We start from the raw sequence: 14,261 nt of genomic DNA, 5'->3' as shown, positions 1-14,261 counted from the left end.
CCAAATTCCGTTACTTAAAGTCACGAGGTCGCCACGCCTCGGCGCCCTGCCGCACGGCCGCGTGGACGGCGCGGGCCGCCCGTGCGCCCCACTCCGAGCGCGGACCGCCGAAAAGCTCCTCCGGACCGTGCGCCGGCGCGGCCACGCACACCGCGTCCGACGCCGTGCCCGTGCACGAGTAGCCCGCCTCGATCAGCGCCTGGGACTTCGCCTCCGTGACCGTCATCACCGCGTTGACCAGGGCCGCGTCCGTCATGGCCACCGGCAGCACGGTCACGATGTTGACGGTCCCCACGCGCATCGGCGCCAGCTCCGGGTCCGCGCTCCCCTCCGGGGCGGCGGCCCAGGTCGGGACGCGGAGGCCGACGGTCGCGTACGCCTGCACGCCGCCGTCGGCGGCCTGGACGCAGCGGTCGACGGAGGCGGCGGTCAGCATGCCGACGCCCTCCCCCTCCGGGCCTAACGCCAGCAGGTGATCGACTGGGTCCATCCGTGAATACCCGGCCACCACCTGCGCGTTCAGCACCCACTCGCGCGGGCCGATCCCGCCGCCGAGCAGCGCGGAGGAGATCATCCGCCAGCCCGGCCCGAACTCCCACAGCAGCGCCCCCAGCCGCGCCCCGTCCTCCACCCGATATGTGAGCTTCATGGCCCTCCCCTGACGAGGTGCACGACGGGCCGGCCGTCGGGCCCCGGCTCGATCTTGACATGGGCGTCGAAGTGCCGTCCCACCAACGGTTCGGTGAGCACCTGGGCGGGCTTGCCGGAGGCCACCGCGCGCCCGCCGGCCAGCAGGAGCAGGGAGTCGGCGTAGAGGCCGGCGATCGTCAGGTCGTGCAGGGTGGTGACGACGGTCAGGCCGTCCGCCCGCCGCAGCCGGTCCACCAGCTCCAGCACCTGCTGCTGGTGCCCGAGGTCGAGGGCCGTCGTGGGCTCGTCCAGCAGCAGGACGGGCGCCTCCTGGGCGAGCGCCCTGGCCAGCACCACGCGCTGGCGCTCGCCACCGGACAGCTCCCCCGCGCGCCGCATGGCGAGCGCGGTCAGGTCGAGCCGTTCGAGCACGCCGGCGGTGACCTCCCGGTCGTGCGCGCTCTCGCGTCCCAGGTAGGGGATGTACGGGGTGCGCCCGAGCAGCGCGTAGTCGAAGACCGTCATGTCGGGCGGCAGGGCGGGGCTCTGGGGGGCGTAGGCGAGCAGGCGGGCGCGTTCGCGGGGCTTGAGCCGGGCCGCCGGCCGGGAGTCCAGCGTGACCTCGCCCCGGTGCGCGACGAGGCCCATGACGGCCTTGAGCAGGGTGGACTTGCCCGCCCCGTTGGGCCCGATGATCGCCAGCCACTCGCCGCCGCGGACCTGGAGCGAGACGTCGGAGACGACCTCGCGGTCGCCGAGCCGTACCGACAGCGCCTGAGTGCCGATCACGTCGCCGTCCGCCTGGTCATGCGCAGGACGCCGACGAAGAACGGCGCCCCCACGAACATGGTCACCACCCCGATCGGCAGCTCTGCGGGCGCGATCACCGTACGCGCGATGAGGTCGGCCAGCACCAGGAAGGCCCCGCCGCCGATCAGCGAGAGCGGCAGCACGACCCGGTAGGAGCCGCCCGCCAGCCGCCGCACGATGTGCGGGATGACGATGCCCACGAACCCGATCAGCCCGCTCACCGCCACGGCCGCCGCCGTGGCCAGGGAGGCGGCCAGCAGCACGGTCAGGCGCACCCTGGCCGCCGGCACGCCGAGGCTGGTGGCCTCCTCGTCGCCCACGGACAGCACGTCCAGCATCCGCCCGTGCAGCAGGAGCAGCACGGCCGAGACGGCCGCGTACGGCAGCACCAGCCAGAACTGGTCCCACCCGCCGCCGACGTCGCCGAGGATCCAGGAGTAGACGCGCTGCAGCTCCTCGACCTTGAACTGCTGGACGAACGTCTGGATCGCGGTCAGGAACGAGGTGACCGCCACCCCGGCCAGCACCAGCGTCGCGGTGCCGCCGGAGCGCCCGGCGGTGTTGCCGAGCGTGTACGCCAGGAACACCCCGCCCACGGCCCCGAGGAAGGCCGCGACGGGGATGCTCGCGCCCGACTCCGGCAGCAGCACGATGGCCACGGTCGTGGCCAGGCCGGCCCCGGCCGCGGCGCCCAGCAGGTACGGGTCGGCGAGCGGGTTGCGGAACACGCCCTGGTACCCCGCCCCCGCCATGGCCAGCAGCCCTCCGACCACCGCGGCCACCAGCACCCGGGGCAGCCGCAGCTCGAACAGCAGCCCCTGCTCGACCGGCGCGAGCCCGGAGTCCACGTGGACGAACGGCAGCCAGTCCACGGCCTGGAGCACCACCTGCCAGGGCGAGATGTCGGCCGCCCCGTCCAGCAGCCCGGCGATCATGCAGACGGCCAGCACGCCCAGGGCGCACGCGATCCAGAGTGGTCTGGCCCTGGACGGGCCGGCCTGTGCCGCCATGGTCAGCTCTTGGCCCCGGCCTTGGCGACCGCGGCGCCGATGGACTCGGCGAGCTGGACGACGCGCGGCCCCCAGCGGGAGGCCAGGTCGTCGTCGAGCTGGATCACCTGGTCGTTCTTGATGGCCGACAGGCCCTTCCAGCCCGGCCGCTTGGCCAGGGTGTCCTTGCTCTGCCCACAGCACTTGACGTCGCCGAGGAAGATCATGTCGGGGTCGGCCTGGGCCACGAACTCCGCCGACAGCTTGGGATAGCCGCCCGCCTGGTCGGGCGCCTTGTCCGCGATGTTGGTGAGGCCGAACAGGCCGTAGACCTGGCCGATGAACGTCTGGGACGTCGCCGCGTACGGCGTCTGGTCGAGCTCGTGGTAGTACGTGAGTTTCTTGTCCTTGGGCGCCTCGGCGGCCAGCTTGTCCATGGCCGTCTTCATGCCGGAGACGACCTCGTCGGCCTTGGCCTGGTTGCCGGTGGCCGCGCCGATCTCGGCGATCTCCTCGTACGCCTCGTCGAGCTTGGTGGCGGCGGGTTCGAGCAGGACGGGCACGTTCACCTTGCCCAGCTCGGCGACGATCTGGTCGATGTCGTTGGAGACGATGACCAGGTCGGGCTTCTGGGCGACGATGGCCTCGACGTTCGGCTTGAAGCCGGACAGGTCGGTCTTGGGGGCCTCGGGCGGGTAGTTCGACTGGTCGTCCACGGCGACGACCTGGGAGCCCGCGCCGATGGCGAAGAGCGTCTCGGTGTGGGTGGCCGAGAGGGAGACGATCCGCTCGGGCTTCTTGGCGAGGGTGACCTTGCCGTTGCCCGCCTCGACGGTGACGGGGAAGCCCGCCGCAGAGGCGGGGGCGGAGGAAGCGGTGGGGGCGGCGGAGGGGGTGGCCGTGGTGCCGGTCTGGCCGCACCCGGCCAGGATCAGCGTTCCCAGCAGCGCGCCCGCGAGGGCCGTACGTCGGGGCCTCACGAGAAGTCCTTTCACTGTCGGAACCGAGAGACCCGCGTTTGAGCGACGGATCACCCTTTTCCACGAGGGTTGATGACGTCAGCGCAGAGGCAGGCGACCTGGCTATGACAGTTGCGGGACAGCGCCGGACTCTCACCGGACTTCGCTGCGACCCTGCGCATCGGACAAACGCTATCAATCCTCCGGATGCCCGCGTCGTCAAGGGGCCAGTTGGGACTCCGCTTCGGCGATGATCTCCTGGAGCCGGAGCCCGTGGGCGGCGTCGAGAGGGTGGCCACCGCCGTTCCGCACCGTTGCGGCGAACTCCTCGGCGATGGTGTCCAGGGGGTCGTCGTCGAAGTGCGGGAGCACGGCGCTGCCGGTGCGGCCGTACACGGCGAACGTCTGGGGCGGCAGCTCGCCCACGGCGCTCATGCACAGCGACGCCTGGGAGACCGCGCCGCCCTCGTGCTCGAGCAGCAGGCCGGTCCAGCCGAGCGGGTTGCCGTGCGCGCGCACGCCGGTCACCGGGCCGAGCGCGGCGCCCAGCAGGTCGATCACGTGCGGGCCGACGTCGAGCAGCGCGCCGCGCTCCAGCCGCCAGGGGGTGGCGAAGGGGTGGTCGCCGAGGAGGGTGCCGGAGATGTTCACGGCGTGGCCGCCGAACGGCTGGATCTCGGCGCACCGGCTGAGGAAGGCGCGGGTCTGGACGGCGTATCGCAGGGTGAGCACCAGCTGGGACGCCACGCCCGCCTCCGCGACGGCCTCGGCCAGGCGCCGCGCACCGTCCAGCGTGTCCGCGAGGGGCTTCTCCAGCAGCAGCGCCTTGCCCGCGCGGGCGGCCCGGACGGCGAGCTCGGCCTGGACCGCGGGCGGCACGCAGAACGCCACGGCCTCGCAGGCGTCGAACAGCTCCTCGACGCGCTCGAACACCGGCGCTCCGAGCCGGGCGGCGGCCTCGGGACGGCGGGCCCACACTCCGGCCAGCCGCGTGTGCGGCCCCTTGGACAGCATCGGCGCGTGCGCCATTTCCGCCCACGGGCCCGCTCCGACCAGCCCGACCGCCACCGGCTTCATGAGACCTCCCCTGTTCACCGCACGTATGGGGAGGATCTTCCCACATCACAGCATGACGGCCGGTTGGCTCGATGGGCGGGCGCCCCGCGCGGCGCCCGCCCATCGGCGTCAGTGGGGCCCGGTCAGCGGGCCCAGTCAGTGGGCCCGTCGTTCAGGTCGCGCCAGCGCTGGACGGCGTGCTGCGGGCGGTGGGCCAGGGTGCCGGAGTCGATGGTCAGGGTCTGACCGGTGATGCAGCGGGCCTCGTCGGAGGCGAGGAAGCACACCAGGTTGGCGACGTCGTCGGGGGTGCACGGCCAGGGCAGGAGCCGTTCGGCGGCCTTGTCGGCGAGCTGCCCTGGGCTCAGGGCCCGCTGGGCGGCCTGGGTGAGGACGAGGGCGGGGGCGACGGCGTTGCAGCGCACGCCGCGGGAGCCGTACATCGTGGCCACGTAACGGGTGAAGCCGATCAGGGCCGCCTTCGAGGCCCCGTACGCGGCGTGGACCTCGTCCCCGACCAGGGCGGACACCGACGACATGAGGACGATGGCGCCGCCGTCCGGCATGGCGGGCGCCGTGTGCTTGACCATGAGCATGGCGCCGCGCAGGTTGACCTCCATCGTGCGGTCCCAGACCCCGACGTCGAGCGAGTCCAGGTCCCGGTCGCGGCCGTAGACGGCGGCGTCGAGCGCGGCGGCGTTGGAGTGCAGGACGTCCACCCGGCCGAACGACTCCACCAGGGTCGCGACCGCCTCCTCCACCTGCTTCTCGTCGGAGACGTCGCAGGTCAGAGCCATGGCCGTGCCGCCGTGGGCGCGGATGGCGGCCGCGGTGGACTTCGCCCCGGCCGCGCGCAGGTCCAGGACGCCGACGCGGGCGCCCTCGGCGGCCAGCCGCGCCGCGCAGGCCGCGCCGATGCCCGAGCCCGCGCCCGTCACCAACGCGACCCGGCCGTCGAACCGGCCAGAGGGGCGGCCGGAGGGGCCGCCTGAGGGGCCGCCGCTCACCACTCCACCGCCAGGGACGTCAGGCCGCGGCCCACGATCGATTTGCGGTGGGCGACCGGCGCGCCGGGGACGAGCCGCAGGTCGGGCAGGCGGCGGCCGAGCACGTCGAGCGCGGTGCGCAGCTGCAGGCGGCCGAGCGCGGCGCCGACGCAGAAGTGGATGCCGTAGCCGAAGACCAGGTGCTCGGCGGCGTTCGGCCGGTCGATCAGGAAGCGCTCCGGCTCGGGGAAGACGCTCTCGTCGTGGGCGGCGGAGTCGGTGGAGAGCAGGACGAGGGCGCCCGCCGGGATCGTCACGCCGTGCAGGAGGATGTCGGTCACGGCGTAGCGGAACGAGCCCAGCGACGCGCCGTCGATGCGCATGCACTCCTCGGCGGCGTTCGCGACCAGGTCGGGCGGCACCGGCCAGGCGCCCTCCCGCAGCAGGCGCAGGACGGTGTTGCCGAGCTGGTTGGGGACGGTGTCGTTGCCGCCGAGCAGGATCGTGGAGATCAGCTCGACGACCTCGCGGTGGGTCAGCTCCGCGCCGATCAGGGAGGTCATCAGGGACGTGAAGTCGTCCCGCGGGTCCTTGGCCCGGGAGGCGACCAGGCGGTCCACGTAGTCGAGGTAGGTCAGGAAGCTGTCGGCGAGTTCGAGCTGGCGCCGCGGCGGCTGCGGCGACAGGAAGAGCTGGAACCAGTCCTTGACGTGCGCCTGCACGAACGCCTCGTCGGACTCGGGCACGCCGATGAAGCGGGCGGTCAGCTTGATCGACGGCTCGTGGCCGATCTCGCCGACGAAGTCGGCGCTCTTACGCGGCTCCAGGCGGTCGAGCAGGTCCTCGTTGAGCCGCCGGAACTCCTGCTCCATGGCCGCCACGGCGCGCGGCGTGAACGCCTTCGACACCGATCGGCGCAGGCGGGTGTGGTCGGGCGGGTCCACGTTCGCCACGAAGCTGGACAGGAACGAGCCGTGCTCGCCCAGCTTCTCCCTGGTCTCGCGGGTCAGGCTGCGGGAGATCGTGAGCGAGCCCTCGGAGGAGAAGCGCCGCGGATCGCCGTAGGCCGCGCGCACGTCGGGGTAGCGGGTCAGGACGTACGCGCCGAGGTGTTCGCTGCGGAAGACCGGCCGCTCGTGGCGCAGCCTGCGCAGGAAGTCGTACGGGTCGGCGACGTGCCAGTCCGAACTGACGTCGAAGTCCTCGATGTCACCGGTCATGCGAAGATCCTCCGCGGGTTGTCGACGAGCATCTGGTGGACCTGGTCGTCCGTGACGCCCCTCTTGCGGAGCTCGGGCACGACGTCGCGGGGGACATGGAGAAGGTGGTAGTTGGGGTGGCGCCGCCGTACGACGTCGGCGTCGAAGCGGTCATTGAAGCAGTACGAGTCATGACTTAAGACCATTTTTCCGGCGTGTCCGCGCTCGCACATCTTCGCCACGATCTCCACGCGGTCCTCGAACGGGCTGATCGTCTCGATGCCGAAGCGGTCCATGCCGAGGTAGGAGCCGTTGGCGATCAGCTCCTCCAGGTAGGCCACGTCGGTGGAGTCCCCGGCGTGCCCGATGACCACCTTGCCCAGGTCCACGCCCAGCTCGCCCAGGAGGCGCTGCTGTTCGAGGCCGCCCCTGGAGGCGCTGTGGGAGTGCGTGGTGATCGGCGCGCCGGTCTCCAGGTGCGCCTGCGCGACCGCCCGGAACACCCGCTCGCAGCCCTTGGTCATCCCCAGGTGGTCGGAGGCGCACTTGAGCATGGCCGCCTTGACGCCGGTCCGGCCGATCCCCTCGACGATGTCCCGTACGAAGAACTCGGCCAGCCGGTCCGGCCCCCCGAACAGCGACCCCGGGCCCCGGTTGGCGAAGTACGGCGGCAGCGCGTCGTAGGTGTACAGGCCGGTGGCGGCCACGATGTTCACGCCGGTCAGCTCGGCCACGCGCTGGACGGCGGGGATGTATCTCCCGAGCCCCACCACGGTCAGGTCCACGATCGTGTCGATGCCCTCGGCCTTGAGCGCGTCGAGCTTGCCCGCCGCCTCGCGCGCCCGCGTCTCGAGGTCCCATCCCTCGGGGATGTCCGGCCAGTTCCACAGGATCTCGGGGCTCAACCCGAAGACGTGCTCGTGCATGAGCGTCGCCCCCAGGTCCGCCACCGGCCCCCGCACGGTCTCAGGCATCCGGGCCTCCGAGGCTCACGACGGGGAACCTCTCGTGCTCGAACGGCCGGTTGACCTCGAGCCCGAGCCCGTCGGTCTGCCGGTAGGGCAGGCCGGTGTAGAGGGCGTCGGCGTCGAAGTACGTCACGGTGAACGACAGGCGCGGGCTGTCGCGGCGGTTCGCGGGCGCGCCGTGCACGGTCAGGGCGTGGTGCACGGTGGCGTCGCCCGCCTTGAGGTCGAGCGGCGGCGACAGCTCCAGCTCCTTGAGCCACGGGTGCTGGGTGAGCTGGTCGTCCCCCGGCCGGGTGAAGCTCCGGCCGAGCAGACCGTAGCGGTGCGAGCGGTCGTAGAAGCGCAGCGACCCCATGTCGGCGGGCACGTCGGCGAGGGCCAGCCAGACGGTCAGCATGGCCGAGCGGTCCATGGGCATCCAGGGGAAGTCCTGGTGGAACTCGGTCGCGCCGTGCTCCCCCGCCTCCTTGACCAGGAGGTTGGTGACCTGCACGCGCACGGCCCGGACGCCGCGCAGCAGCTTTACGGCGTTACGTCCCATCTCGGGGCTCGACGTCAGCGCGCCGAACATCTCGTCGCTCGCCGCGATGTCCCTGGACTGCCCGAACGCCTCGTCGACCAGCGTCTCGTGGCTCCTGGACCGCCCGTTCAGCATCCCGGTGGCGCGTTCGCGCAGGGCCGCGGCGGTGCCCGGGTCGATCAGCCGGCCGAGCCGCACCCAGCCGTGCTCACCGAAGAACGCCGCCTCGTCGTCCGTCACCTGGCGCACCGGGATCTCCATGCCCACAGTCTGGCACCTGAGCAAGCGCTTGGTAAACCCGCGATTTGCCCTCCGCCGAGCCGCCCGGCCGGCGGGCGCGTACAGTGTCGCCCAAGCGCTTGCTCGGGACGACGGGAGGCACCGTGCGGCGGTTCAGGTTCGGGGCGGTGGTACGGGAGGCCGGGTCGGGCGCGGCCTGGGCGGAGAAGGCCCGGCGGCTCGAAGCGCAGGGGTACGACGTGCTCCTCGTGCCCGACCATCTCGTCGGCCCCAGGTTCGCGCCCATCGCCGCGCTGACGGCGGCCGCCTGCGCCACCACCAGGCTACGGGTCGGCACACTGGTGTTCGCCAACGACTTCCGGCATCCGGCCGTGCTGGCCAAGGAGGCGGCCACGCTCGACCTGCTGTCCGGCGGACGGCTGGAGGTCGGGATCGGGACCGGGTGGATGGCGCGCGACTACGACGGGGCCGGGCTGGCCCTGGAGCCGCCGGGGGTGCGGGTGGAGCGGCTGCGGGAGGCCGTGGCCGTGCTCAAGGGGCTCTGGGGGGACGGGCCGTTCAGCTTCCAGGGCAAGCACTACCGCATCGACGGCCTCGACCAGCGGCCCAAGCCCGTACGGAGACCGCACCCACCGATCGCGCTCGGCGGAGGCGGGCCGCGCATGCTGCGGCTGGCGGCCGAAGAGGCGGACGTCGTGAACCTCGGGATGCGGGTCCGGCCCGACGGGAGCGGGCCCGACGACCGGGACGGCGGGCCTGCGGCGTTCCTGCGCAAGCTCCGGATCGTGCGCGAGGCCGCGGGCGAGCGCTACGACGCCCTGGAGCTGGGGACGAGCGTCATGCAGGTGGGCGAGCGGAAGGCGGAGGAGGCGTGGAGCGCGGCCGACAGCTCGTCGCTCGGCGAGACGCCGCAGGTCCTGCTCGGGACCCGCGCCGACATCATCGACAAGCTCCGCTACTGGCGGGATGAGCACGATATTTCGTATTTCGTGGTGCATCACGAGCGCGACCTGGACGCCTTCGCCCCCGTCGTCGAGGAGCTCGCCACCTGACGCCGGGCCGGAACCGGGCATACCGGATGATGGACTCCATGGAAGAGATGCTGCTGCTCCGGCACGGTGAGACCGAATGGAGCAAGGCGGGTCAGCACACCGGACGTACGGACCTGCCTTTGACGGAGCACGGCGAGGACCAGGCCAGGGCGTTGGCGCCGCTGGTCAAGGGGCAGTCGTTCGACCTGGTGCTGGTCTCCCCCGCCCAGCGCGCCCGGCGCACGGCGGAGCTGGCCGGCCTGAACGGCTACGAGGTGGACCCGGACCTGTGGGAGTGGGACTACGGCGGCTACGAGGGGATCACCACGCCGAAGATCCGCGAGAGCCACCCCGGCTGGTACCTGTGGCGGGACGGCGTGATCCCCGGCGACGCCGAGCACCCCGGGGAGAGCGCCGAGCAGGTGGCCGCCCGCGCCGACCGGGTGATCGAGCGGGCCGGGAGGGCCGGGGGGCGGGTGGCGCTGGTGGCGCACGGGCACTTCCTGCGCGTGCTGGCCGCCCGCTGGCTGGGCCTCGGGCCCGAGGAGGGCAGGCTGCTGAAGCTGGACACGGGCACGTACTCGCGGCTCGGCTACGAGCACGCCGAGCCCGTGCTCCTGACCTGGAACGCCCCGATCAGCTGACGGATCAGCCGACCTTCGAGCGCACGGCCGACTCGTGCAGGGCCCGGCTGACCAGCCAGCCGCGCAGCGACCCCAGCGCGGGGTCGTAGGAGAGCGGCTGCTCCCACAGGGCCGTGAACACGTTCTGGGTGATCTCCTCGGCGTGCGCCCGGCTGCCGGTGACCCTGACCGCGACCCCGTACACGTACGGTCCGTGCCGGTCGTAGGCGTCGGCCAGCGCGTCGAGGTCACCGGCCGTCAGCCGCGTACGTAACTCCATGTCGCTGTTCATGGCCTCACTCCGCGAGGCGGGCCCGGTCGCCCTGATGCCGTCGCCATCAATCGCACCCCAGCGTGGCGGCGGCGCTGATCATGTCGCGGGCGAGGGCGGAGTCGCCCTCGGCGGCGTACGGGAAGGAGTCGGGCGGCCGGCGGTTGGCCAGCAGCCGGCAGAAGTCCACCGCGCCGGCCGAGACCAGCACAGCGACGTGGCCGGAGGCGGGCGACAGCGGGATCGTCCAGGTGCCGCCGCCCGGCCCGGTCAGCACGACGGTGGCCGAGACGTCGCGGCGCGGCTCCCGCATCGCCCGGGGCAGCAGCGCCAGCCCGAACTCGGCGATCATGTGCACGTGCTCGGGACGCGGCGGCTCCTGGGAGCGATCGGTGGCGGCCCTGATGTCGTCGGCGTGCGTCCACGTCTCGAACGTGCGCTGGATCAGGGCCTGGCGCAGCGGCGCGCGGGCCGGCCGCGCCCCCGCCAGCGCGACCTCGACGCCGAGCAGCACCTCGCTGCCGGTGGAGACCCGTTCGAGGAGGCCGCCGGCCTGCTCGCGCCAGCGCCGGTGGACGGGCAGGCCGCTCGTGCCGCGCACGCCCATGAAGCGGGCCACGGTCGCGTCGTTGGCCGCCAGGTGCTCCACCAGCCCCCTGACCGTGCCGTGCCCGGCGATCGGGGCCTCCCACTGGGGCCCGCTCAGCTCGGCGAGCAGGTCGTCCATGAGCGCGACCTGCTCGGCGTACGGGACCATCACGGACGACACGCCCAGCACGGCCGGGCTGCGGCGGCGGCGCGGAGAGGTAGGAGTCCGTCATGGCCACCTCCGCAGCCGACGCTAACCCGGCGGGACCTCCGGAGCCAGGCGGCAACCGGGGAACGGTGCCAGCAGCGTCTCACGCCAGGGCCCTTCCAGATAGTCGCGGGCCCGTTTGCTCCAGTCCAGAAGCCGGGAATCGGGCGCGACCTCGTCGTCGAGGCCCAGGGCGGCGTCGCGGGCGCGCTGGGTGGCCAGGTGGTCGTCGAGGGAGACGGCCCAGACGGTGACGGCCTCGGTGTCGCAGAACAGCACCTCGTACAGCCCGGCCAGGGTGTGGCCGTGCTCGGCGAGCAGCGGCGCCCGCTCGGTGCGCACCGCGTGCAGGTAGTCGAGCGCGGCCCCCGGGCGCACGCGGGCGCTCTCGAAGAGGTAGAGCTCGGCGGCGGGCGCCTCGGACAGCGGCGGGCAGCCGGGCGCGGCGCCGAGGGGCCGGGAGAAGGCGGAGAAGCGCAGGTCGTCGATGTCGGACAGGAAGAGCCGCTCGTCGACGCCCTGGTAGATCTCCATCATCTGCCGCCAGCCGCCGTCCCACCCGCCGTGGCAGTCCCAGAGCGTGACGGCCTTGAACTGCGGATGGCCGGTGATGCCGACCGCGTAGAAGGCGCCCACCAGGTCGATCTCGCGGGACCTGATGGACATGCCGGAGGTGAGCGAGGGCGCGGCCCGGCTCTCGTCCTCGCGCTTGTAGCGGGTCAGCCAGGTGAGGTACTCCAGGGGCCGCCTGGAGTTCATCGGCCGGAAGTCGACCTCCTCGATCAGGTGGATCGCGCGCCGCACCACGCCTCCTCTACCAAGCGGTTGCTTGGCACGAGGATAGCGATCAGGTCAGCGCTTGGGAAGGTTGCGGCCCCCGCCCCGTGAGCCACTCCAGGACCCTGCGGTGCCCGGAGGCGGCGTCCTCGAAGTGACCCCAGTGCCAGTACCGCGGCTGGTCGCGCAGGCCGGTCACCCAGGTCCGGTAAGAGACGGAGGCCCCCGCAGTGGCGGGCGCCACGCCATACGTGCGGATCACGACCTTGCCGCCGGGTGCGAACAGCACGTCGTCGGCGATCGGATACAGGGTCATCTGGTCGAGCATGACCCCGATCCTCTCGGCAACAGAAGGCCGGGCTGTTAAGCCTCCGGCGCGCCCCCGTTAAGCGGGCGCGCCGGAGGTTACAAGGCTGTTAAACGAGCAGGCCGTCGAACTCTCCGTCCTTAACCCCGAGCACCAGGGCCCGGATCTCGTCGCGGGTATAGATGAGGGCAGGGCCGTCGGGGAAGCGCGAGTTGCGGACCGCGATCCCCCCGTCAGGAAGCTCGGCGAGCTCCACGCAGTTGCCCTGCGAGTTGCTGTAGCGGCTCTTGCGCCAGGCGACCTGAGTCAGGTTCGCCGCGGGCATGCCGTTGTAGGTCTGGTTCATCTACATCTTTCTGAGAAGACCGCCGATGAGCTCGACGGTGCCCCCTGGCGTGGTGCTCTCCACGCACAACTGCTCCATGGCCGTGAGGTACGGGTCGATGTCCTCGCGTTTGTCCAGGTACAGGGCACCCCAGAGCTGCTCGACGTAGACAACGTCCGACAAGTCGGACTCGGGAAACCGCAAGATGCTGAACGCGCCCCCTTCAGCGGCGTGCTTGCCGAACCTGAAGGGCATCACCTGAATGGTGATGTTGGGAAGGGCAGCCACTTCCAGCAGATGCTGGAGCTGCTCCGCCATGACCTCCCGCCCGCCGATGGTCCTCTTGAGCGCTGCCTCGTCGATGACGGCCCAAAGGCGGGGTCCGTCCTTCTGCGTGAAGCGCTCCTGACGCTGCATGCGCATATGCACGCGGCGTTCGATTTTGTCCGGACTCAGACCGGGGTTGCCAAGCTGGAATACCGATCGCGCATACGAGGCGGTCTGCAACAGACCGGGCACGAACTGCACCTCGTAGGTGCGGATCATCTCGGCGGCCTCCTCCAGGCCCACGTAAGTGGTGAACCACGAAGGCAGCTCGGCCGAGTACTTGTGCCACCACCCGGGGGTGTTGGCCTCGCGAACCATTTCCAGCAGGGCACGGCGCTCGGCATCGTCGACGACGCCGTACAGGGTGAGCAGGTCTTCCACGTCACGTGTCTTGAAACCGACGCGCCCGAGCTCCATCCGGCTGATCTTGGACTCGGACGCCCGGATGTGGAATCCGGCCTGTCCGCGGTCGAGCCCGCAGGCCTCACGCAGGCGCCTGAGACTCGCCCCCAGCATGATGCGCCGTACGGTCGAAGCAGAACCGGGCGGATCAATGGACACGTGCTGCTCCTTGTTCGTTTCCTTGCGACGCGGTGGGCCGCGTTCGGCGGTCCACCGCAAGTAGCGGAGTATGCACCCATGGTGGGCCGCCTCCGGCGGACCGCCACGAGTAGCGGAGTCTGCACTTACGGTGAGCTGCGATCGGCGGCCCACCGCATGTTGCGGGGTATGCACGTACAGTCTGTCACTTCACGGCCGAAAGATCATGGGCCGCGGACAAGATCCCCTTTCCCCCATATTGACCATTTGAGGGCAACCGTAGCGCCTGCACGGGTTGTCTGCACGTGCATTCGCTCTTGCACCTGCACGAGAGTTTGTCGCAGAATGATCACGTGCAATCCACCACGGCACCCGGCCAGTGGACCACGTTCGATTGGTGGCCTCCGGTCGGCTGGTGGCCGGAGGCGGCCCGCGATCTGCTGGTCCCCGGCCCGTCCGCGAGCGCCACGTTCGTGCTCCCGCCCAGCCCCGCCTCGGTCCATTCGGCCCGCAGCTTCACCACCGGCACGCTGTCGGGATGGGGGCTCACCGAGCTGTCCGAGAACATGGAGCTGGTGGTCTCCGAGCTCGCCACCAACGCGCTGCGCCACGGCCTGCATCTGGACGAGCCCCACTGCCAGCGCCCCGTCCACATGTCCCTCGTCCGCCGGGGACCCCTCGTGACCGGCGCATTCACCGATCCCGGCTCATCGGTGCCGGTGCTGCGATACCCTGGCCCCCTTGACACCGGCGGCCTCGGACTCCACATCGTCGAATCACTCAGCCTCCGCTGGGGCTGGTCCGCACTTGCACCTCACGGAAAGATCGTCTGGGCAGTCCTCTCCTGACCGGGGGTGATCTGCATTACCGTGGATGCTCATGGCTCACGGTGAGTCCCCGCGTGCGA

18 protein-coding genes are annotated in these 14,261 nt (G+C 71.6%); 3 read left to right on the top strand and 15 right to left on the bottom strand.

Translation table 11 applies throughout. The annotated features are described in order from the left end of the window. Nucleotides 1–10: 10 nt before the first annotated feature. From H4W80_RS52890 to H4W80_RS52850, 9 genes are all read right to left on the bottom strand, one after another. A complete protein-coding gene (locus H4W80_RS52890) occupies nt 11–649 on the bottom strand; it encodes an adenosylcobinamide amidohydrolase (RefSeq protein ID WP_192791980.1) in 639 nt (212 codons plus the stop codon). After that, a complete protein-coding gene (locus H4W80_RS52885; RefSeq protein WP_192791979.1) occupies nt 646–1,419 on the bottom strand; it encodes an ABC transporter ATP-binding protein in 774 nt (257 codons plus the stop codon). Before H4W80_RS52885 ends, H4W80_RS52890 begins: the two co-directional genes overlap by 4 nt. Beyond that, a complete protein-coding gene (locus H4W80_RS52880) occupies nt 1,416–2,450 on the bottom strand; it encodes a FecCD family ABC transporter permease (RefSeq protein WP_192791978.1) in 1,035 nt (344 codons plus the stop codon). The genes H4W80_RS52885 and H4W80_RS52880 overlap by 4 nt, the downstream gene beginning before the upstream one ends. Before the next feature lie 2 nt (nt 2,451–2,452). Continuing rightward, on the bottom strand, nt 2,453–3,409 hold the full coding sequence (locus H4W80_RS52875) for an ABC transporter substrate-binding protein (RefSeq protein WP_192791977.1): 957 nt from the start codon (nt 3,407–3,409) through the stop codon (nt 2,453–2,455). 198 nt (nt 3,410–3,607) lie between these two features. Continuing rightward, on the bottom strand, nt 3,608–4,465 hold the full coding sequence (locus tag H4W80_RS52870) for a Gfo/Idh/MocA family protein (RefSeq protein WP_192791976.1): 858 nt from the start codon (nt 4,463–4,465) through the stop codon (nt 3,608–3,610). Between the two features lie 122 nt (nt 4,466–4,587). Continuing rightward, a complete protein-coding gene (locus H4W80_RS52865; RefSeq protein ID WP_192791975.1) occupies nt 4,588–5,451 on the bottom strand; it encodes an SDR family NAD(P)-dependent oxidoreductase in 864 nt (287 codons plus the stop codon). Further along, nucleotides 5,448–6,650 (bottom strand): cytochrome P450, encoded by a 1,203-nt coding sequence (locus H4W80_RS52860; protein ID WP_192791974.1) that lies wholly within the window; start codon nt 6,648–6,650, stop codon nt 5,448–5,450. The genes H4W80_RS52865 and H4W80_RS52860 overlap by 4 nt, the downstream gene beginning before the upstream one ends. Continuing rightward, the gene (locus tag H4W80_RS52855; protein ID WP_192791973.1) at nt 6,647–7,603 is read right to left on the bottom strand and encodes a phosphotriesterase family protein; all 957 of its coding nucleotides are present in this window, start codon (nt 7,601–7,603) and stop codon (nt 6,647–6,649) included. Before H4W80_RS52855 ends, H4W80_RS52860 begins: the two co-directional genes overlap by 4 nt. Next, on the bottom strand, nt 7,596–8,378 hold the full coding sequence (locus H4W80_RS52850) for a phytanoyl-CoA dioxygenase family protein (RefSeq protein ID WP_192791972.1): 783 nt from the start codon (nt 8,376–8,378) through the stop codon (nt 7,596–7,598). The genes H4W80_RS52855 and H4W80_RS52850 overlap by 8 nt, the downstream gene beginning before the upstream one ends. A gap of 122 nt (nt 8,379–8,500) precedes the next feature. On the opposite strand from H4W80_RS52850, the gene H4W80_RS52845 reads away from it, so the two are divergent. After that, the gene (locus tag H4W80_RS52845; RefSeq protein ID WP_318787488.1) at nt 8,501–9,409 is read left to right on the top strand and encodes a TIGR03621 family F420-dependent LLM class oxidoreductase; all 909 of its coding nucleotides are present in this window, start codon (nt 8,501–8,503) and stop codon (nt 9,407–9,409) included. Between the two features lie 38 nt (nt 9,410–9,447). Beyond that, a complete protein-coding gene (locus H4W80_RS52840; RefSeq protein ID WP_192791970.1) occupies nt 9,448–10,032 on the top strand; it encodes a histidine phosphatase family protein in 585 nt (194 codons plus the stop codon). A 4-nt stretch (nt 10,033–10,036) separates the two neighbouring features. Here H4W80_RS52840 and H4W80_RS52835 read toward each other — a convergent pair whose 3' ends face one another. The 6 genes from H4W80_RS52835 to H4W80_RS52810 form a co-directional block, all read right to left on the bottom strand. Further along, nucleotides 10,037–10,303, bottom strand: a complete 267-nt coding sequence (locus H4W80_RS52835) for a sigma factor (protein ID WP_192791969.1) — start codon at nt 10,301–10,303, stop codon at nt 10,037–10,039. 46 nt (nt 10,304–10,349) lie between these two features. Next, nucleotides 10,350–11,051, bottom strand: coding sequence for a maleylpyruvate isomerase family mycothiol-dependent enzyme (locus H4W80_RS52830; RefSeq protein ID WP_192791968.1), 702 nt, complete (start codon nt 11,049–11,051; stop codon nt 10,350–10,352). 72 nt (nt 11,052–11,123) lie between these two features. Continuing rightward, on the bottom strand, nt 11,124–11,882 hold the full coding sequence (locus H4W80_RS52825; protein WP_192791967.1) for a hypothetical protein: 759 nt from the start codon (nt 11,880–11,882) through the stop codon (nt 11,124–11,126). A gap of 43 nt (nt 11,883–11,925) precedes the next feature. Then, nucleotides 11,926–12,183, bottom strand: coding sequence for a hypothetical protein (locus H4W80_RS52820; protein WP_192791966.1), 258 nt, complete (start codon nt 12,181–12,183; stop codon nt 11,926–11,928). Nucleotides 12,184–12,271: 88 nt separating this feature from the next. Continuing rightward, complete coding sequence (locus H4W80_RS52815) at nt 12,272–12,508, bottom strand: DUF397 domain-containing protein (protein ID WP_185072716.1); 237 nt, start codon at nt 12,506–12,508, stop codon at nt 12,272–12,274. Continuing rightward, nucleotides 12,509–13,330: a helix-turn-helix domain-containing protein gene (locus tag H4W80_RS52810; protein WP_185078807.1), complete on the bottom strand. Its 822-nt coding sequence runs from the start codon at nt 13,328–13,330 to the stop codon at nt 12,509–12,511. It lies immediately after the preceding gene. A 377-nt stretch (nt 13,331–13,707) separates the two neighbouring features. Here H4W80_RS52810 and H4W80_RS52805 point away from each other — a divergent pair, with 377 nt between their 5' ends. Beyond that, nucleotides 13,708–14,202 carry an ATP-binding protein gene (locus H4W80_RS52805; protein ID WP_192791965.1) on the top strand — a complete coding sequence of 165 codons (495 nt, stop codon included), beginning with the start codon at nt 13,708–13,710 and terminating at the stop codon, nt 14,200–14,202. Nucleotides 14,203–14,261: the final 59 nt, after the last annotated feature.

The sequence above is a fragment of the Nonomuraea angiospora genome (assembly GCF_014873145.1).
GTDB classification, from domain to species: Bacteria; Actinomycetota; Actinomycetes; order Streptosporangiales; family Streptosporangiaceae; genus Nonomuraea; species Nonomuraea angiospora.
This window is presented reverse-complemented; position numbering and strand designations above follow the sequence as displayed.

Bases quoted from the DNA above. Each gene is read 5' to 3' on its own strand.
- H4W80_RS52840 (WP_192791970.1), top strand. From the start codon at position 9,448: ATGGAAGAGATGCTGCTGCTCCGGCACGGTGAGACCGAATGGAGCAAG.
- H4W80_RS52870 (WP_192791976.1), bottom strand. From the start codon at position 4,465: ATGAAGCCGGTGGCGGTCGGGCTGGTCGGAGCGGGCCCGTGGGCGGAA.
- H4W80_RS52880 (WP_192791978.1), bottom strand. From the start codon at position 2,450: ATGGCGGCACAGGCCGGCCCGTCCAGGGCCAGACCACTCTGGATCGCG.
- H4W80_RS52855 (WP_192791973.1), bottom strand. From the start codon at position 7,603: ATGCCTGAGACCGTGCGGGGGCCGGTGGCGGACCTGGGGGCGACGCTC.
- H4W80_RS52890 (WP_192791980.1), bottom strand. From the start codon at position 649: ATGAAGCTCACATATCGGGTGGAGGACGGGGCGCGGCTGGGGGCGCTG.
- H4W80_RS52850 (WP_192791972.1), bottom strand. From the start codon at position 8,378: ATGGAGATCCCGGTGCGCCAGGTGACGGACGACGAGGCGGCGTTCTTC.
- H4W80_RS52815 (WP_185072716.1), bottom strand. From the start codon at position 12,508: ATGAACCAGACCTACAACGGCATGCCCGCGGCGAACCTGACTCAGGTC.
- H4W80_RS52860 (WP_192791974.1), bottom strand. From the start codon at position 6,650: ATGACCGGTGACATCGAGGACTTCGACGTCAGTTCGGACTGGCACGTC.
- H4W80_RS52810 (WP_185078807.1), bottom strand. From the start codon at position 13,330: ATGCTGGGGGCGAGTCTCAGGCGCCTGCGTGAGGCCTGCGGGCTCGAC.
- H4W80_RS52820 (WP_192791966.1), bottom strand. From the start codon at position 12,183: ATGCTCGACCAGATGACCCTGTATCCGATCGCCGACGACGTGCTGTTC.
- H4W80_RS52835 (WP_192791969.1), bottom strand. From the start codon at position 10,303: ATGAACAGCGACATGGAGTTACGTACGCGGCTGACGGCCGGTGACCTC.